General features: G+C 52.2%; 26 protein-coding genes and 2 pseudogenes. 13 read left to right on the top strand and 15 right to left on the bottom strand.

Annotated elements, in window-relative coordinates; genetic code table 11:
• Positions 1-2: 2 nt before the first annotated feature.
• On the top strand, positions 3-911 hold the full coding sequence (locus IG609_RS16480) for a LysR family transcriptional regulator (protein ID WP_193398327.1): 909 nt from the start codon (positions 3-5) through the stop codon (positions 909-911).
• A 32-nt stretch (positions 912-943) separates the two neighbouring features.
• Here IG609_RS16480 and IG609_RS16475 read toward each other — a convergent pair whose 3' ends face one another.
• Positions 944-1,867: a LysR family transcriptional regulator gene (locus IG609_RS16475; protein ID WP_193398328.1), complete on the bottom strand. Its 924-nt coding sequence runs from the start codon at positions 1,865-1,867 to the stop codon at positions 944-946.
• Between the two features lie 149 nt (positions 1,868-2,016).
• On the opposite strand from IG609_RS16475, the gene lysA reads away from it, so the two are divergent.
• Positions 2,017-3,279 carry a diaminopimelate decarboxylase gene (gene lysA / locus IG609_RS16470; RefSeq protein ID WP_193398329.1) on the top strand — a complete coding sequence of 421 codons (1,263 nt, stop codon included), beginning with the start codon at positions 2,017-2,019 and terminating at the stop codon, positions 3,277-3,279.
• Positions 3,280-3,303: 24 nt separating this feature from the next.
• Here lysA and IG609_RS16465 read toward each other — a convergent pair whose 3' ends face one another.
• Together IG609_RS16465 and IG609_RS16460 are read right to left on the bottom strand one after the other, a co-directional pair.
• Positions 3,304-4,317, bottom strand: a complete 1,014-nt coding sequence (locus IG609_RS16465; protein ID WP_116155451.1) for a LacI family DNA-binding transcriptional regulator — start codon at positions 4,315-4,317, stop codon at positions 3,304-3,306.
• Between the two features lie 131 nt (positions 4,318-4,448).
• Entirely contained in the window at positions 4,449-4,793 is a 345-nt protein-coding gene (locus tag IG609_RS16460; RefSeq protein WP_180786359.1) for a PTS lactose/cellobiose transporter subunit IIA, read from the bottom strand.
• Positions 4,794-5,047: 254 nt separating this feature from the next.
• Between IG609_RS16460 and IG609_RS16455 the strand changes: the two genes are divergently transcribed.
• The 5 genes from IG609_RS16455 to IG609_RS16435 all read left to right on the top strand — a co-directional run bounded on the left by IG609_RS16455 (position 5,048) and on the right by IG609_RS16435 (position 9,531).
• A complete protein-coding gene (locus tag IG609_RS16455) occupies positions 5,048-6,385 on the top strand; it encodes a PTS sugar transporter subunit IIC (RefSeq protein ID WP_039361387.1) in 1,338 nt (445 codons plus the stop codon).
• A 28-nt stretch (positions 6,386-6,413) separates the two neighbouring features.
• Positions 6,414-7,850, top strand: a complete 1,437-nt coding sequence (locus IG609_RS16450) for a glycoside hydrolase family 1 protein (RefSeq protein ID WP_193398330.1) — start codon at positions 6,414-6,416, stop codon at positions 7,848-7,850.
• Between the two features lie 29 nt (positions 7,851-7,879).
• Complete coding sequence (locus tag IG609_RS16445) at positions 7,880-8,197, top strand: PTS sugar transporter subunit IIB (RefSeq protein ID WP_039283225.1); 318 nt, start codon at positions 7,880-7,882, stop codon at positions 8,195-8,197.
• A gap of 90 nt (positions 8,198-8,287) precedes the next feature.
• Positions 8,288-9,055: an FCD domain-containing protein gene (locus IG609_RS16440; RefSeq protein ID WP_102117275.1), complete on the top strand. Its 768-nt coding sequence runs from the start codon at positions 8,288-8,290 to the stop codon at positions 9,053-9,055.
• Between the two features lie 2 nt (positions 9,056-9,057).
• Entirely contained in the window at positions 9,058-9,531 is a 474-nt protein-coding gene (locus tag IG609_RS16435; RefSeq protein WP_193398331.1) for a GNAT family N-acetyltransferase, read from the top strand.
• Between the two features lie 191 nt (positions 9,532-9,722).
• Here IG609_RS16435 and IG609_RS16430 read toward each other — a convergent pair whose 3' ends face one another.
• On the bottom strand, positions 9,723-9,938 hold the full coding sequence (locus IG609_RS16430) for a hypothetical protein (protein WP_119874455.1): 216 nt from the start codon (positions 9,936-9,938) through the stop codon (positions 9,723-9,725).
• On the opposite strand from IG609_RS16430, the gene aas reads away from it, so the two are divergent.
• The 4 genes and pseudogenes from aas to IG609_RS16410 all read left to right on the top strand — a co-directional run.
• The gene (aas, locus tag IG609_RS16425; RefSeq protein ID WP_193398332.1) at positions 9,937-12,108 is read left to right on the top strand and encodes a bifunctional acyl-ACP--phospholipid O-acyltransferase/long-chain-fatty-acid--ACP ligase; all 2,172 of its coding nucleotides are present in this window, start codon (positions 9,937-9,939) and stop codon (positions 12,106-12,108) included. The genes IG609_RS16430 and aas overlap by 2 nt on opposite strands.
• Positions 12,105-13,328 (top strand): lysophospholipid transporter LplT, encoded by a 1,224-nt coding sequence (lplT, locus tag IG609_RS16420; protein ID WP_193398333.1) that lies wholly within the window; start codon positions 12,105-12,107, stop codon positions 13,326-13,328. Before aas ends, lplT begins: the two co-directional genes overlap by 4 nt.
• Positions 13,329-13,348: 20 nt before the next feature.
• Positions 13,349-13,804 carry a GNAT family N-acetyltransferase gene (locus tag IG609_RS16415; protein WP_014916544.1) on the top strand — a complete coding sequence of 152 codons (456 nt, stop codon included), beginning with the start codon at positions 13,349-13,351 and terminating at the stop codon, positions 13,802-13,804.
• Between the two features lie 140 nt (positions 13,805-13,944).
• Positions 13,945-14,284, top strand: a pseudogene (locus IG609_RS16410) (IS1 family transposase); the annotation flags it as partial.
• Here IG609_RS16410 and IG609_RS16405 read toward each other — a convergent pair.
• Together IG609_RS16405 and IG609_RS16400 are read right to left on the bottom strand one after the other, a co-directional pair.
• Entirely contained in the window at positions 14,250-14,450 is a 201-nt protein-coding gene (locus tag IG609_RS16405; protein ID WP_193398334.1) for a helix-turn-helix transcriptional regulator, read from the bottom strand. The pseudogene IG609_RS16410 and the gene IG609_RS16405 overlap by 35 nt on opposite strands.
• Complete coding sequence (locus IG609_RS16400; RefSeq protein ID WP_193398335.1) at positions 14,447-14,971, bottom strand: hypothetical protein; 525 nt, start codon at positions 14,969-14,971, stop codon at positions 14,447-14,449. Before IG609_RS16400 ends, IG609_RS16405 begins: the two co-directional genes overlap by 4 nt.
• A gap of 230 nt (positions 14,972-15,201) precedes the next feature.
• Here IG609_RS16400 and IG609_RS16395 point away from each other — a divergent pair, with 230 nt between their 5' ends.
• Together IG609_RS16395 and IG609_RS16390 are read left to right on the top strand one after the other, a co-directional pair.
• The gene (locus IG609_RS16395; protein ID WP_193398336.1) at positions 15,202-15,567 is read left to right on the top strand and encodes a toxin-antitoxin system TumE family protein; all 366 of its coding nucleotides are present in this window, start codon (positions 15,202-15,204) and stop codon (positions 15,565-15,567) included.
• Between the two features lie 4 nt (positions 15,568-15,571).
• Complete coding sequence (locus tag IG609_RS16390) at positions 15,572-15,955, top strand: HVO_A0114 family putative DNA-binding protein (protein WP_193398337.1); 384 nt, start codon at positions 15,572-15,574, stop codon at positions 15,953-15,955.
• A gap of 360 nt (positions 15,956-16,315) precedes the next feature.
• On the opposite strand, the pseudogene IG609_RS16385 reads toward IG609_RS16390, so the two are convergent.
• From IG609_RS16385 to IG609_RS16350, 9 genes and pseudogenes are all read right to left on the bottom strand, one after another.
• A pseudogene (locus tag IG609_RS16385) lies at positions 16,316-16,749 on the bottom strand (hypothetical protein); the annotation flags it as partial.
• 157 nt (positions 16,750-16,906) lie between these two features.
• Positions 16,907-17,269, bottom strand: a complete 363-nt coding sequence (locus tag IG609_RS16380; RefSeq protein WP_226374087.1) for a hypothetical protein — start codon at positions 17,267-17,269, stop codon at positions 16,907-16,909.
• A 14-nt stretch (positions 17,270-17,283) separates the two neighbouring features.
• Positions 17,284-17,571: a type II toxin-antitoxin system RelE family toxin gene (locus IG609_RS16375; protein WP_193398338.1), complete on the bottom strand. Its 288-nt coding sequence runs from the start codon at positions 17,569-17,571 to the stop codon at positions 17,284-17,286.
• On the bottom strand, positions 17,571-17,810 hold the full coding sequence (locus IG609_RS16370) for a type II toxin-antitoxin system RelB/DinJ family antitoxin (RefSeq protein ID WP_039351585.1): 240 nt from the start codon (positions 17,808-17,810) through the stop codon (positions 17,571-17,573). The genes IG609_RS16375 and IG609_RS16370 overlap by 1 nt, the downstream gene beginning before the upstream one ends.
• A 353-nt stretch (positions 17,811-18,163) precedes the next feature.
• The gene (locus IG609_RS16365) at positions 18,164-18,673 is read right to left on the bottom strand and encodes a hypothetical protein (RefSeq protein WP_226374086.1); all 510 of its coding nucleotides are present in this window, start codon (positions 18,671-18,673) and stop codon (positions 18,164-18,166) included.
• Between the two features lie 241 nt (positions 18,674-18,914).
• On the bottom strand, positions 18,915-19,043 hold the full coding sequence (locus IG609_RS20495) for a hypothetical protein (RefSeq protein WP_264177029.1): 129 nt from the start codon (positions 19,041-19,043) through the stop codon (positions 18,915-18,917).
• A 605-nt stretch (positions 19,044-19,648) separates the two neighbouring features.
• Positions 19,649-22,207, bottom strand: a complete 2,559-nt coding sequence (locus IG609_RS16360; RefSeq protein ID WP_193398339.1) for a TOPRIM and DUF927 domain-containing protein — start codon at positions 22,205-22,207, stop codon at positions 19,649-19,651.
• Positions 22,204-22,371, bottom strand: a complete 168-nt coding sequence (locus tag IG609_RS16355; protein WP_193398340.1) for a hypothetical protein — start codon at positions 22,369-22,371, stop codon at positions 22,204-22,206. The genes IG609_RS16360 and IG609_RS16355 overlap by 4 nt, the downstream gene beginning before the upstream one ends.
• Positions 22,364-22,561 carry a host cell division inhibitor Icd-like protein gene (locus IG609_RS16350; RefSeq protein ID WP_182101077.1) on the bottom strand — a complete coding sequence of 66 codons (198 nt, stop codon included), beginning with the start codon at positions 22,559-22,561 and terminating at the stop codon, positions 22,364-22,366. Before IG609_RS16350 ends, IG609_RS16355 begins: the two co-directional genes overlap by 8 nt.
• Between the last annotated feature and the right edge of the window lie 21 nt (positions 22,562-22,582).

Here is a 22,582-nt window from a genome sequence, read left to right as displayed (position 1 = left end):
TTATGGATCGTATTACGGCTGCTGAAGTGTTTGTCACGATTATCGATCGCGGTAGCATGATCGCGGCGGCAGAGACGCTGGACATGTCCCGGGCGATGGTGACGCGCTATCTGGCGGAGATGGAAACGTGGGCAGGGGCGCGACTATTGCACCGCACCACGCGCAAGTTGAGCCTGACGGATGCCGGTGAAAAAACGCTGGCGCGCTGTCGGGAGATGCTGGCGCTGACGGCGGATATGCGCGTCGAGGCCGATACCGACGATGCTACGTTAAGCGGTTTGCTGCGCGTCAGCTGTTCGCAATCGCTGGCGCAGGGCGCGCTCGGTATGGCGATAACCGCTTTCCTGCGGCGGCATCCTCGGGTCGCTATCGATCTGCAAATGAATAACCGAACGGTGAATCTGGTCGAGGAACGTATCGATCTAGCGCTGCGCATCACCAACGAACTGGATCCCAATCTGATTGCCCGACCGCTTTCACGCTGTGAGTCGGTGCTGTGTGCATCGCCTTCTTATTTGAATGAGCACGGTATTCCACGACAGCTGACCGATCTCTCGATTCATAACTGCCTGACCTACACCTATTTCGGCAAAAGCCTGTGGCATTTTTCCCGCGATGATGAAAAGTTTACGATTCCCGTTAGCGGTAACCTGAGCGGCAATGAGTCGCTGGTGCTGCTGGCCGGTGCGCTGGAAGGCGCGGGCATCGCGCTGCAACCGCGCTATTCTGTGGCGCCGTATCTCGCTAGTGGACAATTAGTGGCGCTGTTGCCGGAATACCGTCCGCAGGCGATGGGAATTTACGGTATTTACACCTCGCGCCGCCAGATGCCCGCTGCGCTGCGTACCCTGTTGGATTTTCTGGTGGACTGGTTTGCTCACGATCCTCGCTGGCGGGTGTCAGCGCTGTAATCGCTGATGTGAGCCAACCCAAGGCTGGAATATTACTGCCGCAAGACCTGCTCCAGACGTGAAGGTACATCGGCGGCATACTGCTTGAGTTGATCAATCACGGTATCGACCAGCGCCGAAGCAGGGCGGTGCAGTGGACGAATCAGGCTGACCGTAAAGGGCACGTCGATGCTGAAAGGCCGCACGACCACACCGGAAGCGGCATAATCCAACGCGGTGAGCGGGTTAACGATCGACAGCCCGATGCCTGCCCGCACCATCGCACACACCGATGCCGCGCTGTGCGTTTCCAGTACCATCCGGCGCGACACGCCCTGTTCCTGAAACAGCTTATCCAGCAACTGGCGATAGCTGTCGGCGCTCGATAGGCTGATAAAGGGCTCATCGGCAAAATCCTGCGGCGTGAGCACCGCTTTTTGCACCAGCGGATGCCCCGCAGGCAGCACGCACACTTCATTGAGTAACATCAGCGTTTGCCGTTCTGTACCCGCTGGCGTGAGGCTGTTTTCCGTTAAGCCCAAATCGTGGCGCTGGGCAGACAGCCACTCTTCCAGCAGCGGCGACTCTTGCGGAATGATGTGCAGATTAAGCAGCGGGTAACGCGCCAGCAACGGTTTACAGGCGTCGGGCAGCAGCGACTGTGAGAATACGGGCAGGCAGGCAATGGAAAGCTGTGCCTGCTGAAAACGGCGAATATCGCTGGCGGCGTTGATGATCCGATCCAGTCCATAATACGAGCGCTGCACTTCTTCAAACAGCTGTAGCCCCTGTGCGGTGGGGTAAAGCCGGCCGCGCAGTCGCTCGAACAGCGTCATCTGAATCAGTTTCTCGAAGCGGGCCAGCTCACGGCTGACGGTCGGCTGCGACGTGTTCAGCAGATCCGCCGCTTCCGTCAGATTCCCGGTCGTCATGACTGCGTGGAAAATTTCGATGTGTCGTAGGGATACTGCTGCCATATCGCCTCCTTCCTTTACTTTGATAAACCATCATTTTGATAAACCATATCAGAAATGAATAGAGTGTGCTTAAAACGATATTTGTTTACCAGAATGGTAATTTTTATAGTGATTCTTAACCACGATTAACCCGTAATTGGTAATTATTTATGCCTCACGATCTGAATGACGTAACACACGCCCTGAACGCGCAAAGTCTGCGTGAACTGCCTGCCCGCTTTGGTTGCCCGGTTTGGGCCTATGACGCGGAGACCATCGTTAACCGTATCGGCCAACTACGCCAGTTCGACACAATTCGCTTCGCGCAGAAGGCGTGTTCCAACACGCACATTTTGCGCCTGATGCGTGAGCAGGGTGTGAAAGTGGATTCGGTATCGCTGGGCGAGATCGAGCGTGCGCTGATTGCAGGCTTTGTTCCAGGCACCGATGCGCATGAGATCGTGTTTACTGCCGATCTGCTGGATCGTCCGACGCTGCAACGCGTTTCCGAACTGAACATTCCGGTGAACGCCGGATCGGTCGATATGCTGGAACAGCTTGGGCAGCAGTCGCCGGGGCATCCGGTGTGGCTACGTGTGAATCCGGGCTTTGGTCATGGTCACAGCCAGAAAACCAACACCGGCGGCGAGAACAGCAAGCACGGCATCTGGTACGGTGACTTACCGCTGGCGCTGGCGCACATTCAGCGCTATCAGCTGAAGCTGGTGGGAATCCACATGCACATTGGCTCCGGCGTCGATTACGGCCATCTGGAACAGGTGTGCGAGGCGATGGTGCAGCAGGTTGTTGAACTCGGTCAGGATATCGAGGCGATTTCAGCGGGTGGCGGGCTGTCGATTCCCTATCGCCACGGCGAAGAAGCGATTGATACCGAACACTATTACGGGCTGTGGAACGCGGCGCGTGAGAAAATTGCCGCGCATCTTGGTCACCCAGTGACGCTGGAAATCGAGCCAGGACGTTTTCTGGTCGCGGAATCCGGCGTGCTGGTGGCGGAAGTGCGGGCGATAAAATCTATGGGGAGTCGCCACTTTGTGCTGGTTGATGCCGGGTTTAACGATCTGATGCGTCCGGCGATGTACGGCAGCTATCACCATGTTTCTCTGCTGCCGGGCGATGGTCGCGAGATCAGCCAGTCCACGTTGCGCGACAGCGTGATTGCCGGGCCGCTGTGTGAATCCGGTGATGTGTTCACCCAGCAGGCGGGCGGCGGCGTGGAAACGTTCGCGCTGCCGGATGCGCAGGTTGGCGACTATCTGGTCTTCCATGATACCGGTGCGTACGGCGCATCGATGTCCTCGAACTACAACAGCCGTCCGCTGCTGCCAGAAGTGCTGTTTGAAAACGGTGAACCACGACTGATTCGCCGTCGCCAGACGCTGGATGAGCTGCTGGCGCTGGAAGCGCTTTAATCGAGATTGAGAAAAAGGGGCGTTTTACTTAGCGTAATACGGCCCTTTCTGTACCGACTCGCGGATTTTTAGTTCGCCGGTGAAGGGCTGTAGCGGGTTGACGTCCTTACCCGCGATCAGATCCAGCACTTGCGTAATCGCGGTAGCGGCCATCTCTTCAATCGGCATGTAGACGGTGGAAAGCGAAGGGTGCAGGTAAGTGGCGCAGGGCTCGTCGTCAAAGCCGAAGACGGAGACATCCTGCGGTAATTTTTTCCCCGCCTCGTACAGCGCTTTCATTGCTCCAATCGCCATGTGATCGTTGCTGACAAACAGCGCACTAAAACTGATGCCGCTATTCAGCAACTGGCGTGCAGCCTGATAACCGCTGGCGACCATACTGGTGCCATATGCCACTCGGCGCGGTTCAAGCGCGATCTGGTGAGCGGTTAATGCCTGCTGATAGCCCGCGAGCCGCGCCTGCGCCGTCGGTGTTTGCATGGGGGCGGTGATAAAGGCGATCTCGCGGTGGCCTTGTTCGATCAGGTAATTCACCACGTCAAACGCGGCCTGCTGCTGGCGGAAGAAAATGCAGCGCTCTCGCGCCTGCGGCAGATCGCGATTCATCACGATCATCGGAATGGTCAGCGTGTCGAGCAGCGTCATGAGGTCCGATTCGGACATATAACGGGTATAGAGAATAATGGCGTCACACTGCCTGTCTGACAGTAGTTGCACCGCGCGCTGCTCATCTTCCGGCGTATCGTGCCCGTCTGTCACGATCAGGTGTTTACCGTTGCTTTCTGCGATATCCGTAGCACGGCGCAGCAGGCGACCAAAATAGGGGCCGTTAAAATTGGAGATAACAAGACCAATGCTGTTTGAGGTACGGCGAGCCAGCGAACGCGCCAAAAAATTAGGACGGTAGCCTAGCTCCTCCATTGCCTGAAATACCGCATCGCGTGTTGTCTGTTTGACCTGACCCGTGCCGTTTAGCACTCTGGAGACGGTCGCTTTAGACACGCCTGCACGTCTTGCCACCTCAAGCATGGTTTTCATCGCTGCACCTTAATTGAGTATGATGACGGGCTAAACGCCTATCCATCCCTGTTACGAACGTCGTATGACATATTACCACAGGCATATTGTTGGATTTAACGCCTGATGTTCGTTTCTCAATCAGATTTTTGTCAATTTTGTGATGCAGCCATTTCTCGGCGTAACAAGACAATCTCTTCCGCCAAATCCCGGCATAGCATGGCGGTCATCAGATGATCCTGTGCATGTACCATGATCAGGTTGACGGGCACCTTGCCTTCCCCTTCGTCCAGACCGATCAGCCGTGTTTGAACACGGTGAGCCGCACGCGCCGCTTCTTGTGATGCCGCGAGCAGATCGTCTGCCTGTTGCCACTCCCGGTGGCGCGCCGCCTGAATAGCCATCATGGCGTTTGAGCGCGCTTCACCCGCATTAATCAGCAGTTCCATCACGGTTTGTTCCATATCGAATGCAGGAACGTTTTCTGTGTCTTTCATCGTCGGTTTCCTTATTACGGTCAGGAAAGCAGCCTAGGTTGGCTGAGAATTTATGGTATGCCAAAAATCACATTTTCATCATATTGGAATTCCAATATTGTCTTGTGAGAGTCGTGTCACAGAAAAATAATTCATTATGGTTGATTTTTGGTATGCCAAACGCGAAAGCGCGGTACCTGCATTTACCCTGCGCGTAACGGCCATCCCGCGTGTCACACGCGATATAACAATATGATGATGAAAGAGGTGGTGTTATGTCATTTAAGGACCAACTGATTGATTCATTGGGCTCCTTTGCCAATAAATTTAACAGTCTGCGTTACATTATGGCGATTAAGGCATCTTTTATTACGCTGATGCCCGTCATTATCGTCGGGGCGTTTTCCGTTCTGATTTCCAACATGGTGATGGATCCGAAAAATGGTCTGGCCAGTTTTTCCATGTTCTCGTTTCTGGCTGAACTGAAACCGATTATGAGCGGCATTAACTACGCCACGCTCAGCTTTCTGACTATCGGTGCCGTCTTCCTGATTGGTATCGAGCTTGGGAAGATTAACGGTTCACGCGGGCTGTTTCCCGGCCTGCTGGCGGTGATTTGCTTTATTGCCGTCACGCCAACTACGATCGAAATGGCCGTCAACGGGCAGATGATGGTGGTGAAAGACGTGCTGGCGAAACAGTTCTCCGATACGAAGAGCCTGTTTCTGGGGATGTTCATCGCCATCCTGTCTGTCGAGATGTACACCAAGCTGCAAAATGTCGATCGGCTGCAGATTAAAATGCCGGACAGCGTGCCGCCCAACGTCGCGGCCTCTTTTTCTGCGCTGTTTCCTTCCATTATCACGGTGGTTGCTATCGCCACCTTTGGGTTTGTGTTTCACCGCGTGACGGGCATGTACCTGTATGACGCCGTTTATAAAGTCGTACAGCAGCCGCTGGAATCTGTGGTGCAAAGCCTGCCTGGTTTACTGGTGCTGATGTTTGTCGCTCAGCTGTTCTGGGTGATCGGGATTCACGGCAACCAGATGATTAAACCGATTCGTGAACCGCTATTGCTGGGGGCGATTGCCGTCAACATGACCGCATTTGAGCAGGGGCAGGAGATACCGAACATTATCACCATGCCGTTCTGGGATGTGTACATGAGCATCGGGGGTTCCGGCCTGACGATTGGCCTGCTGCTGGCGGTGATGATTGCGTCCAAGCGTAAAGAGATGAAAGAGATCGCCAAAATCTCTTTCGGCCCCAGCGTGTTCAATATTAATGAGCCGGTGATTTTTGGTATGCCGATTATGCTCAACCCGATTCTGGCGATTCCCTTCATTATCACACCGTTAGTGACGGGCACGATTGGTTATTTCGCCACCAGCATGGGGTTTGCGGGTAAAGCCGTGGTGATGGTGCCGTGGACAACGCCGCCGATCATTAACGCCTGGCTGTCGACGGCGGGATCGATGGGAGCCGTCGCGACACAGATCGTATGCATCATCGTTGCGATGTTGATCTATCTGCCGTTTGTCAAAGTGGCGTCCCGTCGTGCCGAGCTGGCGCAGTTGGAAGCAGAAAAGCAGGCCGCAGCGGAAAAAGCCTGAAACAAACGGACGAGAAGAGAGGTAACGCATGAGTAAGGTTGCACTGACTATTCCACCGGATTTTATTCTGGGCGCGGCGGCATCGGCATGGCAAACGGAAGGCTGGAGCGGCAAGAAAGCCGGGCAGGATTCCTATCTGGATCTCTGGTACAAGCAGGATCGTCAGGTTTGGCACAACGGCTACGGCCCAGCGAAAGCGACGGATTTCTTTAATCGCTATCGGGAAGACGTGGCGCTGATGAAGCTGGCAGGGCTGACGCACTATCGTACGTCGATCAACTGGTCACGCTTTATGCTGGACTATGAGAAAGGCATCGTCGATGAAGAGTACGCGACCTATATCGATAACCTGCTGGATGAAATGCACCGGCAGGGGATCGAACCGATGATCTGCCTTGAGCATTACGAGCTGCCCGCCTGCTTGCTGGAGAAGTATCAGGGCTGGTCATCCAAGCAGGTGGTGGAGTGGTTTGTGCTGTACGCCGACGCGGTTTTCGCCCGCTATGCCGGGAAAGTGAAGCGCTGGTTTACCTTCAATGAGCCGATTGTGGTGCAGACGCGCGTTTATCTGGACGCGCTACGCTACCCTTATGAGCAGAACACGCACACCTGGATGCAGTGGAATCACCATAAGAATCTGGCAACGGCAAAAGTGGTGCAGCGGTTTCGGCAGCAGGGTTATCACCGAGATGGCGGTTCGATCGGCGTGATCCTCAATCCCGAAGTCACGTATCCGCGATCCCGTGCGGCGCACGATGTAAAAGCGGCGCACCTTTACGATCTGTTCTATAACCGCGTTTTCCTCGATCCGGCGTTAAAAGGGGAATATCCGGCGGAGCTGGTGGCGCTGCTGGCGCAGCATCGGGTGAAGTGGGATTACACGGAAGAAGAGCTGGCGATCATTCGGGACAATACGGTCGATGAGGTAGGGATCAACCTGTATTACCCGCATCGGGTCAAAGCGCCCAGCCGCGAGTGGAACAAAGAGACACCGTTCCATCCGGTCTATTATTACGAGCATTTTGAGCTACCGGGGCGTCGCATGAACACCTCGCGCGGCTGGGAGATCAATCCCAAAATCATTTACGACATGGCAAAACGCATAGAGCGCGACTACGGCAATGCGCCGTGGTTTGTGGCGGAAAACGGCATCGGTATTGAGAACGAGGCGCGCTTTAAAGACGACGCGGGCGTGATTCAGGACGATTACCGTATCGCATTTATTGCCGAACATCTGTACTGGACGTTGAAGGCGAAGGAGGAAGGCGCAAACTGCCAGGGCTACATGCTGTGGGCCTTTACCGACAACGTCTCGCCGATGAACGCGTTTAAAAATCGCTACGGATTGATCGAAATCGATCTGGAGCAGGATCGGCAACGGCGGCCGAAAAAATCCGCCGCCTGGTTTCGTCAGCTACATGACACGCGTCGGCTTGAATTGACGCTGGATGATGAAGAGAAATAGGTGCAGATAACCAAAATGAGGAACGGAATATGAAAAGAATCGTACTGGCCTGCTCAGCAGGAATGTCGACCTCACTGGTGGTCACCAAGATGGAGAAGGAAGCGGAAATGCGGGGAATGGAACTGAAAATCTACGCGATCCCTGAGCAAAACTTGCGGGATGAATTGCAGGAGTTTGGCGGCGACATTATTGCGGTTCTGCTGGGGCCGCAGGTGCGCTTCAAGCTTAACGAGAATAAAAAGCTGACGGACAGCTACCAGATTCCTATCGCGGTGATCGACCCTGTCGCCTACGGCACATTAAATGGCGCAAAAGTACTGGATCAGGCGCTGAGTTTGGTAGACTAATGCCCCGCCGCGACGTCAGTACGTGGCTGGGTATATTCGGTGCGGGCCTGACGTCCGCACCTAGGGCGACAGTGCATGTAGGGTGAAAGCGTGGCGAAGGATGTAGTTCTGCAAGAGAAGAAGCAATATCAGGAAATCGGCTGTGATTTGCGTCAGAAGATTCAGTCAGGGGACTACCCCGTCGGATCGCGCCTTCCTCCTGAACGAAATATTGCGGAAACCTATGGCGTTAGCCGGACGATAGTGCGCGAAGCGCTACTGATGCTTGAACTGGAAGGCACGGTCGATATTCGTCAGGGCTCTGGGGTTTATGTCTTGCGTATTCCCGATGAAGACGACGCGGCAGAGGGTGGAAAAAACCATATCGGCGCCTTTGAAATGCTACAGGCTCGTCAACTGCTGGAAAGCAACATTGCGGCGTTTGCGGCACGTATGGCAACGCGTGCGGATATCGAAAACCTGCGTAAGACGCTGGAACAAGAGCAGGCCGCGATTGCCGTAAAAGATTACCGTGGCGATTTCGATCGCCTGTTCCATCTGCAAATTGCCGGTGCGACGCAAAACCAGATGCTGCTGGAAACGGTCAGCAATATCTGGGCGTGCCGTGACGATAACGCGCTCTGGCAGCAGCTTTATACGCACGTTGGGACGCAGGGCTATCGTCTGAAATGGCTGGCGGATCATCAGGCTATTCTGGCGGCGCTGCGGCGTCGTGATGTGTCTGGTTCTTATCAGGCGATGTGGCAGCACCTCGAAAATGTCAAAAATACGCTGATGGAAATCTCTGACGCCGATGCACCAGAGTTTGACGGCTATTTGTTTGATTCTGTGCCGATCTTTCAGGGAAAACTGGTGTAATCATGACGGACATGTCTAGCGTGAAAATTGTTTATCTGGCGGATCATCCTCAGCATCAGGAACAAGTGATCGACTGGATTTGGCAGGCGTTCGGTAGCCAGAACAGCCGTGAATTCTTTGCCAGCGTGGTGCGCAATAGCCTGAACCCGGCGGCGCTGCCGCTGACGTTTATCGCGCTGGAGGGTGAGCGTTTAGTCGGGACGGTGGGACTCTGGCGCTGTGATTTAATCAGCCGACAGGATCTGACGCCCTGGCTGGCATCGCTGTACGTGGAAGAAAGCCAGCGTGACAAAGGGTTGGGTATCGCGCTGCAACAGCACGTACTGGATTTCTGCCGTCGTCGAGGCTTTGACGATCTCTATTTGTTCGCCACGTTTAGCGGCTATTACGAAAAACACGGCTGGCGTTACATCGGCGACGGGCTGGACTACCCGGATAAGTCCGTGCGGCTGTATCACCAGTCGCTATCACGCTAGAAAAACGCGCTAAAAGGCGGCGGCCTTACATGATTCACCAGAATCTTACAGTTGGTTGCACTTATAGAATAACTCTTTCGATTCATCGCTGGTGAAGAGCGGTGACGATCCTTAGAGTGACAAGTCCCAGAGGTATTGATTGGTGATATATCGATGTGCTCTGTACATTGAAACCATTTGATTACACCAACCTACGCGGATGCGTAGGTTTTTTTTTGCCTGAATTTCCCGTTTTCGTTATTTCCAGCCATTTTATGCGATGTGAATGCTGTGCCGTTGGCAATCTTCACGTTCAGCCGCGTGCCCATCACTTGAAGTATGATATGTATGTAGTATTTTGACGTATCGCCTGGTGGTTTTTGCGTTTCAGCAAGCTGCCCGTTTATCTGTCTATTGGGAGAAGGCATGATTCATACCCTGTTACGTTGGGTGTTCCAGCGTCTGTACCGCATCCGGATCGAGGGCGACAGCAGCCAGTTTCAGCAATCCAAATTGCTCATTACCCCCAATCACGTCTCGTTCCTTGATGGCGTTTTGCTGGCGTTATTCTTACCGATAAAACCCGTCTTTGCCGTGTACTCCTCCATTTCCGACCGCTGGTTTATGCGCTGGCTAAAGCCGTATATCGATTTCGTGCCGTTAGATCCCACTAAGCCTCTGGCGATTAAAGGTCTGATCAAGGTGATCGAACGCGGCCAGCCCGTCGTGGTTTTCCCTGAGGGGCGCATCAGTGTAACCGGATCGCTGATGAAGATTTACAGCGGCGCGGCGTTTGTCGCGGCGAAATCGGGAGCAACGATTATCCCCGTGCGCATTGATGGCGCAGAGTTCACGCCGTTTGGTCGGCTGGCGGGCGTCTTTAAACGCCGCTGCCTCCCGCAGATTACGATCACCTATTTGCCACCGACCACGTTGCCGATGCCGGAAGCCAACAGTGCCAGAGAACGCCGTGCGCTGGCCGGCGAGCATTTACACCAGATTATGATGAAAGCGCGGATGGATACGCGCCCGCAGCACACGCTGTATCAGGCCTTTCTGGCCGCGAGAACCCGTTACGGGCGCACCTCCCCCAGTATTGCGGATATCTCATTCAATGAAGACAGCTATCAGGGCTTATTGAAAAAATCGCTGGGCGTGTCGCGCATTTTGCAGCGCTTTACCCGCGTCGATGAACATGTCGGCATGCTGTTGCCCAACGCGACCATTACCGCGGCATCCATCCTGGGCGCATCGCTGCGTAACCGAGTTCCTGCCATGCTGAACTACACCGCTGGCGCGAAAGGGCTGCAAAGTGCGATGAAAGCGGCGGGGATCAAAACCATCGTCACGTCTCGCCAGTTTCTTGAAAAGGGCAAGCTGACGGATCTGCCGAAGCAGGTTAACGAGGCCAACTGGGTCTATCTGGAAGATTTGAAAGACACTGTGACGCTGACGGATAAGCTGTGGATCCTGTTTCATCTGCTGTTTCCTGCTCGTGCGATGCTGCCGCAGAAACCTGACGATGCGGCTATCGTGCTGTTTACCTCCGGCTCTGAGGGGAATCCGAAAGGCGTCGTGCATTCCCATGACAGCCTGCTGGCGAACGTTGAGCAGATTCGTACAGTGGCGGATTTCACGCCGCGCGACCGCTTTATGTCTGCGCTGCCGCTGTTCCATGCGTTTGGCCTGACGGTGGGGCTGTTAACGCCGCTGATGACGGGCGCTCGCGTGTTCCTCTATCCCAGCCCGCTGCATTATCGCATCGTGCCGGAGCTGGTTTATGACCAGAACTGTACCGTGCTGTTCGGAACCTCAACGTTCTTAGGCAACTACGCGCGCTTTGCCCATCCTTATGATTTTGCTCGTCTGCGCTATGTGGTTGCCGGGGCAGAAAAGCTGTCTGAAACCACGCGTCAGGTTTGGCAGGACAAATTTGGTATCCGCATTCTGGAAGGCTACGGCGTGACCGAGTGTGCGCCGGTGGTGGCGATCAACGTGCCGATGGCGACAAAAATCCATTCCGTCGGCAAGCTGTTGCCGGAAATTGAATCGCGTTTGATTACGGTGCCGGGCATCACGCGCGGTGGCCGCCTGCAACTACGCGGACCGAATATCATGAAAGGCTATCTGCGGGTGGAAAATCCCGGCGTGCTCGAAGCGCCTGCGGCAGAAAACTCCCAAGGTGAATTGCAGCAGGGCTGGTATGACACGGGCGATATTGTCGAGCTGGATGAAAGAGGCTTCTGCACCATCATCGGCCGCGTGAAGCGCTTTGCCAAGCTGGCAGGGGAGATGGTGTCGCTGGAAAGCGTAGAACAGCTAGCGGTGAAGATATCGCCGGAAGCGCAGCATGCGGCCAGTGCGAAAAGTGACAGCAGCAAAGGCGAGGCGCTGGTGCTGTTTACGACGGACAACCAGATAACCCGTGACGCATTGCTCGCACAGGCACGCAGCAGTGGTGTACCGGAACTGGCGGTGCCGCGCGATATTCGCTATGTGAAAGCCTTACCGCTACTCGGCAGCGGCAAGCCTGACTTTGTCACGCTGCGCCAGATGGCCGAAGAACCAGCAACTAACGCGTCGGAGCCGAATGCATGAGTCAACAGACTGAACCCGCGACGCCTTTGCTGTCGCGCAGTATGAGCGCGGTGATTATCGCGCAGTTCTTCTCCGCGTTTGGCGATAATGCGCTGCTGTTTGCCACGTTAGCGCTGATCAAACAGCTGGTGTATCCCGACTGGAGCCAGCCGTTTTTGCAGATGGGGTTTGTCGCTGCGTACATCATTCTGGCACCGTTTGTCGGGCAAATTGCGGACAGCTTCTCCAAAGGGCAGGTGATGATGTTCGCCAATACCCTGAAACTGGCAGGTGCGCTGCTGATTTGCGTGGGCGGTAATCCGTTTCTGGGATACACGCTGGTGGGCATTGGTGCTGCCGCTTATTCCCCGGCGAAATACGGCATTCTGGGTGAGATCACGCGCGGCGATCAGTTGGTCAAAGCAAATGGTCTGATGGAAGCCTCGACGATTGCGGCGATCCTGACCGGTTCAGTCGCGGGCGGCGTGCTGGCGGACTGGAACATTTACGGAGCGCTGTCGGTGTGTGCGGTAGCTTACGGCATAGCGCTGGGGGCGAATATGCTGATTCCTCGTCTCAACGCGGCGCGACCCGGGCAGCCGTGGCATCCGGTGCAGATGGCTGCAAGCTTCTTTTCCGCCTGTCGGGTACTGTGGCGCGATGGCGATGCCCGGCTTTCGCTGATCGGCACCAGTATGTTCTGGGGCGCAGGCGTGACGCTGCGCTTTCTGCTGGTGCTGTGGGTGCCGCATGCGCTCGGCATCACCGACAATGCTACACCGACGCTGCTTAATGCGATGGTCGCCGTGGGTATCGTGGCGGGAGCCGGTGCGGCTGCGAAGCTGATAACGCTCGATAGCGTGCGGCGCTGCCTGCCTGCGGGGTTCCTGATCGGCGTAGTGGTGGTGATTTTTACACTTCAGCACAACCTCATGAGCGCCTATTCCTTACTGATTCTGCTGGGGGCGCTCGGTGGATTCTTCATCGTCCCGCTGAATGCGCTGTTGCAGGAGCGTGGGAAGGCTAGCGTCGGTGCGGGGAATGCGATCGCCGTACAGAATTTGGGTGAGAACGGCGCTATGCTGTTAATGCTTGGGCTTTATTCTCTGGTGGTGAAACTCGGCGTGTCGGTTATCACCATCGGGATTGGTTTTGGCGCCTTGTTTGCGCTGTCAATTGCGCTGCTGTGGGCATGGCTGATTCTGGCTAAGCGCCGCGATCGCTCCGTCGGTGCGAAATAAACGAAATAGGAAGGGTAGCAATGAGTCTGATATGGCATGACTGGGATGTGGCAGACCTTAACGTGTATTCACTGCATGACATATTGGCGCTGCGCAATCAGGTATTCGTGGTCGAGCAAACCTGTCCCTATCTGGACATTGATGGCCGCGATCTGGTGGACGGCAATCGCCATATTACGGCGTACCGTGACGGCAAGCTGGCCGCATGCGCCCGGTTGCTAGCGCCCCATCCGAACAACGATGTGGTGACGATTGGACGCGTGATTGTCGCGCCGCATGCCCGCGGGCAACATCTGGGGCACCAGTTGATGGAACACACGCTGATTGCCTGCGCACGCCACTGGCCGCAAAAGCATCTTTTCCTGTCCGCGCAGGCTCATTTGCAAACGTTCTACGGCGCATTTGGTTTTGTGGCGACCGGTGAGGAGTACGACGAAGACGGCATTCCGCATATTGATATGCTGTCGGCGTTTTGAAAATTAGGGATTCCTAAAACCTGGATTTAGCATTCTGTCAGTACCATAAATGTTTCGTGCGCATTGATTAATGCTGTTTTTTGGATAACGCATCCGATTCGTTGATTGTGATATATCATGCTCGCTTTTCAGGTTTTCCCATGGGCAGCGTTAGTGTTCATTGTCCCCGCTGTCAGTCTGCTCAGGTTTGTCGCCATGGTCATAATCCTAAAGGTCGTGACAGATTTCGCTGCCGTGACCGCCACCGCGTGTTTCTACTCACTTATACCCACGAAGCGCGCAAGGTGGGTGTCAAAGAACAGATCACCGAAATGGCTTTCAACGGCACGGGAGGCGCGATACCGCGAGGACACTGAACATTGTTATCAACACCGTTATTCGCACGTTAAAAAACTCGCGCCGAAGCGAATAACATCCTCACCGATCGCTCATTCTGACGTGGTGCTTATCTGCGAACTCGATGAGCAATGGCGTTTTGTCTGACGATCCACTCGTCGATATCAGCTTCGCGCCAGCCAACGGCGCGGCCTCCCGTGATGCTGAATGGTGCAGGGAATTGGCCGCTCTCCCACATCACACGCAATGTTCCTCGATCAAGAGACACTTTTTCGCATACCGCTTTTTCGCGTAATATTTTTTCGCTCATGCCTGCATCTTCTGTTGATTGAAGTGATCGACCAGATAGCGCCGCATATCGTTGGGATTAGGGGGGAGCGAGTAAGGATTTACGCCATTTTCTTCCGCTAATTCACGTAGCTGGTGGCTGGTGAGTTTTGCCAGATCGATAGCATCATTACCGATTTTCACCACAAAGCTGTTTGCGGCGGCGTCGGCCTGCTCTTGTGCCAGCGCTTGCTGGTGGCGATAGTTGGCAATAATCTGCCGCTGGCGTTCGGCTTCTTCCACCTGTACGGCCTTGCGTTTGGCGTTTTCCGGTATAGCAAATATTTGGGGGAAGTTATCCAGCAAATACCCAGCAACAACGGGGGGAACATCGGAAGGGGTAGACTGGCGAAACAGAAACTTACGCCCTTTGTAATCAATGCGTTTTTCCAGCTTATCGCCGATGTAGACAATTCTCAGGTCAGTGCCGCCAAACGTGGTTTCTTGTTCTTCCTGGTGCTTTTCTTCTTCGCGTAATGCTTCAACTAATTCGTGAGCTTCCATCGTATGTATCCATGAAAAAAGCCTGCTGGGCGAACCATGCAGGCTTAGGGGTTATGGCAGATTTTAGGCATAAAAATACCAGAGCTGCTTTTTGGGCATACTCCGGTATCTTTCGCGAATCTAGCGCGTATTGATGAATGGGGTAAGAGGGATGTTGATTATTGTCTGACTGGATTTGACATGAACAGGTTTGTTGTTATGATTGGGTCATAACATTTACAGGATTACATATGGAACGTGATAGTGCTTTGGATTATCTGCTTTCATTGCATGGTGAGACAGTATATCGGGAAGATGGGTATTGGTGGAAAGTGGATGCCTGGATGGTTAAACAGACGGCTTCCATCCCCCACGGCATCCGATATGCGCTGACGCTGCATGATAAGCACAATACGCGGGTATTCGGAATGGATAACGCCCACGCCATCAAGCCCCCCAAGAAAGGGAAGTTTTCGGGGCGTCTGGTCTATGACCATGTACACCGAACACCTGTGGATAAAGGTTATCCGTATGAGTTTGTGTCTGTCGAACAGTTACTTGAAGATTTCTTTACCAAAATAGATGAAGTTATCGCAGAACGTGAAAAGAGAGGTTAATACGATGAAAGCCCTGATTGGCGTCATGCCAGAAGCCGTGATCCGCGCGAGAATGCTTGCCATCGTCAAAGGTCAGTATAAGCCGGAAGAAGGGGAGCCTAAAGTCTGGTTTACCTCCATGAACGCACTGGCTCAGGTTCTCAGTAATGAAAATATCGCTTTGCTGCGGCTTATGGATGAACAAAAACCGGAAACCCTCACTGAACTGGCGGGAATGTCTGGTCGTCAGAAAAGCAATTTATCCGTGACGCTCAAGACACTGAATTCGCATGGCTTTGTAAGGCTGGAAAAAGTCGGGAGAAGTGTTAAGCCAGTAGCCATGTTTACTGATTTTGATATTCAGGTGAAACAGGAGTTTATTGAGAAGTTTTCACCGAAAGCTGCCTGAACGTAGCCCAGTTCGCTGGGCTGCTATTCCCTGCCTTTTTTATTCCCGCCCAATTTCTCTATAGATCAGCAGAAAGGTGTCAGTTCGGTTGGTTCAGTTGGTTCACGGGCTGCTAAGCCGCGCCAGCACTGGGTTTATGTGAACCAACATAGCTCTTATTGCGTTGGTTCAGCGGTGATTTTTGTTGGTTCACCCGTCCAGCCAGAAAATAACCGGATAGGTCGCTGTGTTGGTTCAAACTGCCCGTTTGTTGGTTCAGTGTTGGTTCAAAATAGAAAATATTTTCCTTATAAAACAATGTAATTAACAAATTGAACCAACTGAACTGACTGAACCAACACATTTTCTCGCACGTAGGGGTTATTCCTGCGTGGCTTCTTCCTCTGGCATGTAGTGGATCACGTACACGTTAAACTGTCTCCCATCAATACGGGGGGATTTACGCTGAAACCCTCTGCCGCTGGTGGGCGGGGTCAACATCCCTGTGATCGTTCTCCCCACCAGCAACGCCGCTTCCAGAATGGCCAAACGCTCTGCTACACGGTGAACCTGTTCACCGCAGTTAGAAGGGATAAGCGATCGCCAGCGGCTTTCAGTGCGTCGGCATGATCTTTACCGCTCTTGTATCCGTGGAACTGCTGCGCCTTTTCCAGTGGTAAATTGAGTAAACGCACCAACTGACCGGCTTTGGATTTTATGCCTGCACTGGTCAGAAAGGTTTCCATATCCATTTCTCCCGTGCTGATCGCCACGGTGCGCCAGCGTTTTAGCTCACGGTTGCCGCCTTCCCGTGCGCGGGTGGAAATTGAACTAAATGTATAATGTATTGTTTTAATTTATTTTTTACTGATGATGTTTTTTTTCGTATAACTAAACGTATAACTAAAACGAAAAGTCACTCTGAAAAATAGTCTGCGTATGGCAATAGAGTTTCGTTTGATGTGTCGGTTTTTAGTGCTGGGAGTGCTGTAAATTTAATTTTGCTTTACGACACTCCAACACCATCATTTTTCGGGTGTGTTGCCATAGAATCCCATCGAGCAACATAAACTCGCGCCACTCGGCTGTACCAAAAGAAAGAGATCTGTGCATCAACTCGCCGACACGTTCGGCCAGGAGCAGGTTTCTTACACGTAGCAATTGCAACGGCGTGAATTGCCCATTATCACCAGCCAAAGGAAAGAATGCCTGGCGGCTGCGTTCTCCATGTTTCACCGCATTGGTATTACCAACGGGAGCGCCGGCACCGGCTCGTTTCCCACCCCAACCGGACGATCTTGATTGTTGGTTATATTTTTTGTCTTCTCTCATCATTGTATGGGACTGTATTAACGTAAGCGTTTTATCGCATCATCGTATGCTTCTGAACGCTCACGTTTTCCAACTGACACCACAAAAACTACCACTTTTTCATCCTGAACCTGGTAAACCAACCGGTAGCCAGCAGTGCGTAGCTTAATTTTGTAGCAGTCCGGCATACCCCGCAATTTGTTTGCTTCTATACGTGGAGCTTCCAGAATATCGGTCAGCTTCTTTTTGAATTGATTGCGAACAGTCTCGCCCAGCTTACGCCATTCCTTTAGTGCGCGTTCGTCAAAATCCAGAAAGTACGCCATTAAAGATCATCCAGCGTCACGCGTACTGGCTTGGGATTGCGAAGACGTTCACGAACAATTTCAATCAATTCGGCATCTTCATCACTAAGTAATGCTTGCTTAAAGGGAAGCCGTTCATTTTCAGCAATGTATTCCAGTGTAAGTCGCAATGCTTCTGAAGGGGTAACTCCCAATTTTTCGAGCGCTGCGTAGGAACGCGTTTTAAGATCATCATCGATACGGAGGTTAATGCTGCCCATTATATTTACCTTTGTAGTTACGTTTGTCTTTACGTAGTATCGCTCTTTTTTTATTCAGTTGCAAGGTGTGAGTAGGTTTTGTCAAATAAGGAATAAGGTTTTGTATCTTGAATTGTACTTTAACTCACATTGCTGAATGCGCGAGAGCGTACATCTGTTTCGGTTGTAGAGGAGGTCAGTGATCGTTACCAGCTTGTTTCGCTGCTAACAAATAGGTTTCAGTCAAATGAACTCTAAATAGCTTTGCATAATATTGCTACACTTGTTGAAGGAGGCACATTGCCAGCTCTGGCCTCGTCATATGATAAGTGAAGCATCAATGCGCGAAGTTATTTAGAAATAGTGGCAAGCCCCTATTTAATAGTACCATCTTGCAAAACCCACTTTTTCTCTTTTGTTAAATAATTTTCAACTATGCCCATTATTTGTTTTGAATAATCGATAATGGCTATGTTCTCTATTGGTTTTCTATGTATATATTTTAAAGAATAACCGCTTATTTTTACTGCTATTTGCCCATCTGAACTTTCAATAAATGCATCATTTAATTCTTCGCTATATTCACCAACACCATATGATATATTTGGTATTTTATTCATTAACATTTTTTCCAGTTCATGGATGCTATATTTTTCCCCTATAGAAATTTCATGTATAAAAATTTCATTTGTTAGACGATGTCCAAATATATTCCCTAATGTTTTTTCTGTGTAGGTATTTTGATTTTTAAACCATTCAATATCAACTTTAGGATTGAACTCCGTTATAATAGGAGGTGTTATTGCTACGATTTTAATGTGAATTTCTTTTATAAAAGGTGTTCCATCATCATCGAACCAGTCTGTATCGGCAATATCTCTCACAATTAGAAGGTCAATGTTATGCTGTTCCGCTTTTATTTTTGCCCATTTTGGTATCCGGTTCTTGTTGCATAAATTAATTTTAGACCAGGTATATCATGGGTTTTCCCAATTAATGCATCTATTTTCTCTATAGATATAGGAGATGAATAATCTTTACATTCTATGATGGTTTTATATTTTTGCCCTCCAAGTTCAAACTCCCAATAAATATCAAACTCTCTATCTATCCCAGATCTATCTTTTATTTTTTTATTTTTTTATTGTTTTCAATTTTAACATTAATTAAGTGAGATATTTTTTCCGCTTCAATTAACGACTCTTGAATATTTTTTACGAAATCTTCGTATTTCTTTCCATCATTTTTCATCATGCATACTCCTTTTTATTTATAACCTAACATTGTAAATTCAGGATAAAAATATGCAATATCTAACACTACTTTGTTCTCAGCCGCGCCGACTGCGCAAAAAACCATAGCATTTCGATACATGCGTACCGACCAAAAAATTGATTTCAAATTGAATAAAATGAGGCGTGGCGCGGGTTGCAGCGAGGTACGCAGTTCGCACTGCAATGCGTACAACTGCGTACCACATTGTGCATTTTTCCGTAACGGCGCTGTGTCGTTTTGCGCACTTTTTTGCTGGTAATGGTTTAACCCATCATGATTTTTGTGTGCGCAAATTCTTATAGATAAGCAAAAGTGGGTCGGTTCGGTAGGTTCAGTCGGTTCATGTGGTCAACTAATTGATAGATAAGATGATTATTTTCAGAATTGAACCGACCTATGGGTAGGTTCACGCGGTGTGTAAGTCGGTTCACCAAGCCAGCCAGAAAAGGGGCGTTTGGTTAGGTCGGTTCAAAATGGCTAAAGTCGGTTCAGGGTCGGTTCACTATTCAAATAAAAACAACCATAAATCAATGTATTAAAATAATGAACCTACCGAACCGACCTTATTTTACCTTGCGCGTGATTTACTCTTCCTCGTCGTCGAGCGTCATGAGCACCACAAAGCGCGGCTGCTTGCCGTCAATGCGCAGTGATTTACGTGTAATGCCTTTGGCGGGTTTATCCAGCATTCCGGCATCGGCCAGCACCTGCGCAAACGCGGTGGCATTCGCACCAGTGGCAATTTCGTTATTGAACACGGCGGGGAAGGTGTGAAACACCAGCGTATCGGCTCCCGGCTTTTTCACCCTATATCCTGCCAGATCCTTGATAGGTAAATCGCGTGGATCTGGATTGGGATGGGGTAAATAGCGGCTGTAGCCAAACTGGTGCAAAAAGGCGTCGGCCTGTTCTACCCAGGCTTTGGCTTCACGGTTGCCCATGCCAAATTCATTTACCCAGGCATAGAAGCTGTGTTGTAGCGCATCGTGGCATTCTTGCGCCGTCCAGCCGGTAAAAGAAGCCGAGAGTAATAAAGCGGCTTCCAGTACGGCAAAACGTGACGCCACCCGCCGCACTTGTTCGCTGGCATCATCGGGTAAGAGTGACAACCAGCGTCGCTCTGTTTTGCGGTAGGTTGTTAGCGCGTTTTCTTTCTGGCTGGCAAGGTGGGCGATCCACGCCCGACCAACTGCGCCATAATGGGCGTTGCTGGCATCGCGGATCGCATCGGCATGGGCTTTGCCATCCTGATAGCCATGAAATACAGTTGCTTTGGTTATCGGGACATTCAGCAAGCGCACCAACTGACCGGCATTCACTCGTCCGCCATCAGCGCGAATATAGCTTTCCAGGTCGATCTCGCCGGTACTGAACGCCATTGCCCGCCAGCGTTTTAGCTCTCGGTTGCCGCCTTCTCTGGCTCCCTGAATCTTACCCACGCCGTTAAACAGCGCATAGGCGGCATCGGTCACTGCTTTACGATTGCTGCCTTGCCCGATTTCATCTAGCGGCATAAAGCCGTCATTGTGGGCGGCGGCTTCGTTCACCAGCCCCAGCGCGGTGGAGTACCACGTCAGTTTAAGCGCATTAGGATCGCCATAGACGGAAGAGGCAACATTGCCAGTGATGGTTTTGCCCGCAGACGAGCCGCCAAAAAGATGCACGCCGAATCCGTCCGCGTTTACCAGCCCGATAAGCGGTGCGGCAAAGGCGCAGGCGATCCCCAGCATCATGGAGGGATTACCCTGTGCCAGCGCTGCGACGTTTTCGCGCCAGCTTTGCGCCGTTCCGCTGGTGGCATAACCTTTGGCGGCACCCGATTTACCGTTGAACAAGACGGGAATGCTCGGCGTACCGATAACAGAACCGTCCGGCATCAGGTATGCCCCATGTTGCCAGCCGGTCGCGCTGGCGATTGCCCAGAGGCAACCTGCATGACTACGGCACAAATGATCGGCCAGTATTGCCCGTAACCCGCCTTTAGCTGTGACTGCCAGCCCACCCGCACGTAATCGCGCCCAGCCTTCACGTTCGCCAATATCTCGCATTGGAATGGCTTCGGTACGGGGCTGATTTTCACCGCTTGGCGTCCAGCTTAAAACCAGATAACGTTCTGACTCATCCGATCCGATACCCGCTACCGTAATAGGGTCTGACAGCCAGCTTTCACGCTCGATAATGTCGCCGCTGTCATGGTCAGTCTTCGGCTCTACCCAATACAGCCCACCATGACGAATATCTGCGTAAGGTTTTAAGGGGGAAGCGGAAGACGGCTGCTGTTTTTGTCCAGGCTGATAAAGTGAAGCGGCAAAAGCCGATATCGATACCGCTGCGCCATGCTGCTGGTAGTAATCATTCCAGTCGGCTTTTTCAGTTTTTGGCGGGAGCGTCACCCAACCATTTACCGCCAGTGCTGCTTTTTCAGCCGCGATTTTTCCCGTGTTGTTACCATCGGTTTTATGGTCATTATCCGCAGCAAGGATGATTTTGGCGTCCGGCCAGACAGCACGACAAGACCGCGCAACGTGAATCAGATTACCACTGTCTAACGCGCTGATAGTGACACCTTGCATCAGTAACGATGCCGTAACTGCCGTGGCGTACCCTTCGGCAATGATCACGGTGTCCGTGTGTTCAGGTAGGGTACTAACGGGAATGAATGCGCCTTTCTTGCGGCTACCGGCAATTAGCTTTTTCTCTCCGTTAGATTTGATAAGCTGTGCGCCGGTGGTGGTTCCGTCCATGTTTTGCAGCCCCTTATTCAGCAGATAGCCAGATTGACCGGATACCGCTTTCGCCACCAGCGAATTTACCCGTTCGGTAATCAGACGATTATCAGGCTTTTCACTGGCGGGCATAACGACCGGCAACGGAAGCGCTAGTACCTCGGCGACCTGTTCCGCTGCTTGCCTCGCGTCACACTTGTTCACCTTCATCACCAGATCCAGCCCAGTTCCTGCACCGCAGTGAGAACAAAAATAGGTGCCACGGCCTTCTTTATCGTCAAAACGGTAGCAGGTATTCCCGCCACAGTTGGGGCATTCACTTTCCTGCCGATTGGTCGGGATGCCTAATCGCTGCAAAATCCCTTCCCAATGGCCGTTGGCTTTTGCCCGCACGTCTTGAATAAACGTGTTGCTCATGCGGCTTCGTCCTCCTGCGCACGGTGGAGCGCATCAAGCCGTTCGGCAAGAATGAACATCAGGCTCTCTTTTGCCTGCGGCTCCCTTAACTCCACAATGGCATAAGCCAACGCACGACACTGATCGATCAGTTCTTCCTGTTCCAGCGGTGTGTTATCAAACATGGCGCACCTCCTGCACGGGAAGGCGACCAGCAAAGAACAGAATAAAATCAGGCTCAAAATGCTGACGAGCGGATCGCTCATTTGGGGCAATAATGGCTTTACGGTGCGGTTTTTCGTGCGGCGCTGTGCGGTAGACCGCCAGAAAGAGAAAGGTGAAATGAGGGTGAAACGGGGTAGGGGTAGCAACCATAGCGGTGGCCTCTTGTACGGG

The sequence above is a fragment of the Pectobacterium quasiaquaticum genome, from assembly GCF_014946775.2.
GTDB lineage: Bacteria > Pseudomonadota > Gammaproteobacteria > Enterobacterales > Enterobacteriaceae > Pectobacterium > Pectobacterium aquaticum.
The sequence above is the reverse complement of the archived record's forward strand: the minus strand, read 5'-3'. Positions and strand labels throughout refer to the sequence as shown.

What these genes read in the sequence shown, in the direction of transcription:
- IG609_RS16480 (WP_193398327.1), top strand. Translation starts at nt 3, where the DNA reads ATGGATCGTATTACGGCTGCTGAAGTGTTTGTCACGATTATCGATCGC.
- IG609_RS16475 (WP_193398328.1), bottom strand. Translation starts at nt 1,867, where the DNA reads ATGGCAGCAGTATCCCTACGACACATCGAAATTTTCCACGCAGTCATG.
- lysA (WP_193398329.1), top strand. Translation starts at nt 2,017, where the DNA reads ATGCCTCACGATCTGAATGACGTAACACACGCCCTGAACGCGCAAAGT.
- IG609_RS16465 (WP_116155451.1), bottom strand. Translation starts at nt 4,317, where the DNA reads ATGAAAACCATGCTTGAGGTGGCAAGACGTGCAGGCGTGTCTAAAGCG.
- IG609_RS16460 (WP_180786359.1), bottom strand. Translation starts at nt 4,793, where the DNA reads ATGAAAGACACAGAAAACGTTCCTGCATTCGATATGGAACAAACCGTG.
- IG609_RS16455 (WP_039361387.1), top strand. Translation starts at nt 5,048, where the DNA reads ATGTCATTTAAGGACCAACTGATTGATTCATTGGGCTCCTTTGCCAAT.
- IG609_RS16450 (WP_193398330.1), top strand. Translation starts at nt 6,414, where the DNA reads ATGAGTAAGGTTGCACTGACTATTCCACCGGATTTTATTCTGGGCGCG.
- IG609_RS16445 (WP_039283225.1), top strand. Translation starts at nt 7,880, where the DNA reads ATGAAAAGAATCGTACTGGCCTGCTCAGCAGGAATGTCGACCTCACTG.
- IG609_RS16435 (WP_193398331.1), top strand. Translation starts at nt 9,058, where the DNA reads ATGACGGACATGTCTAGCGTGAAAATTGTTTATCTGGCGGATCATCCT.
- aas (WP_193398332.1), top strand. Translation starts at nt 9,937, where the DNA reads ATGATTCATACCCTGTTACGTTGGGTGTTCCAGCGTCTGTACCGCATC.
- IG609_RS16430 (WP_119874455.1), bottom strand. Translation starts at nt 9,938, where the DNA reads ATGCCTTCTCCCAATAGACAGATAAACGGGCAGCTTGCTGAAACGCAA.
- lplT (WP_193398333.1), top strand. Translation starts at nt 12,105, where the DNA reads ATGAGTCAACAGACTGAACCCGCGACGCCTTTGCTGTCGCGCAGTATG.
- IG609_RS16415 (WP_014916544.1), top strand. Translation starts at nt 13,349, where the DNA reads ATGAGTCTGATATGGCATGACTGGGATGTGGCAGACCTTAACGTGTAT.
- IG609_RS16405 (WP_193398334.1), bottom strand. Translation starts at nt 14,450, where the DNA reads ATGAGCGAAAAAATATTACGCGAAAAAGCGGTATGCGAAAAAGTGTCT.
- IG609_RS16400 (WP_193398335.1), bottom strand. Translation starts at nt 14,971, where the DNA reads ATGGAAGCTCACGAATTAGTTGAAGCATTACGCGAAGAAGAAAAGCAC.
- IG609_RS16395 (WP_193398336.1), top strand. Translation starts at nt 15,202, where the DNA reads ATGGAACGTGATAGTGCTTTGGATTATCTGCTTTCATTGCATGGTGAG.
- IG609_RS16390 (WP_193398337.1), top strand. Translation starts at nt 15,572, where the DNA reads ATGAAAGCCCTGATTGGCGTCATGCCAGAAGCCGTGATCCGCGCGAGA.
- IG609_RS16380 (WP_226374087.1), bottom strand. Translation starts at nt 17,269, where the DNA reads ATGATGAGAGAAGACAAAAAATATAACCAACAATCAAGATCGTCCGGT.
- IG609_RS16375 (WP_193398338.1), bottom strand. Translation starts at nt 17,571, where the DNA reads ATGGCGTACTTTCTGGATTTTGACGAACGCGCACTAAAGGAATGGCGT.
- IG609_RS16370 (WP_039351585.1), bottom strand. Translation starts at nt 17,810, where the DNA reads ATGGGCAGCATTAACCTCCGTATCGATGATGATCTTAAAACGCGTTCC.
- IG609_RS20495 (WP_264177029.1), bottom strand. Translation starts at nt 19,043, where the DNA reads ATGATGAAAAATGATGGAAAGAAATACGAAGATTTCGTAAAAAATATT.
- IG609_RS16360 (WP_193398339.1), bottom strand. Translation starts at nt 22,207, where the DNA reads ATGAGCAACACGTTTATTCAAGACGTGCGGGCAAAAGCCAACGGCCAT.
- IG609_RS16355 (WP_193398340.1), bottom strand. Translation starts at nt 22,371, where the DNA reads ATGTTTGATAACACACCGCTGGAACAGGAAGAACTGATCGATCAGTGT.
- IG609_RS16350 (WP_182101077.1), bottom strand. Translation starts at nt 22,561, where the DNA reads ATGGTTGCTACCCCTACCCCGTTTCACCCTCATTTCACCTTTCTCTTT.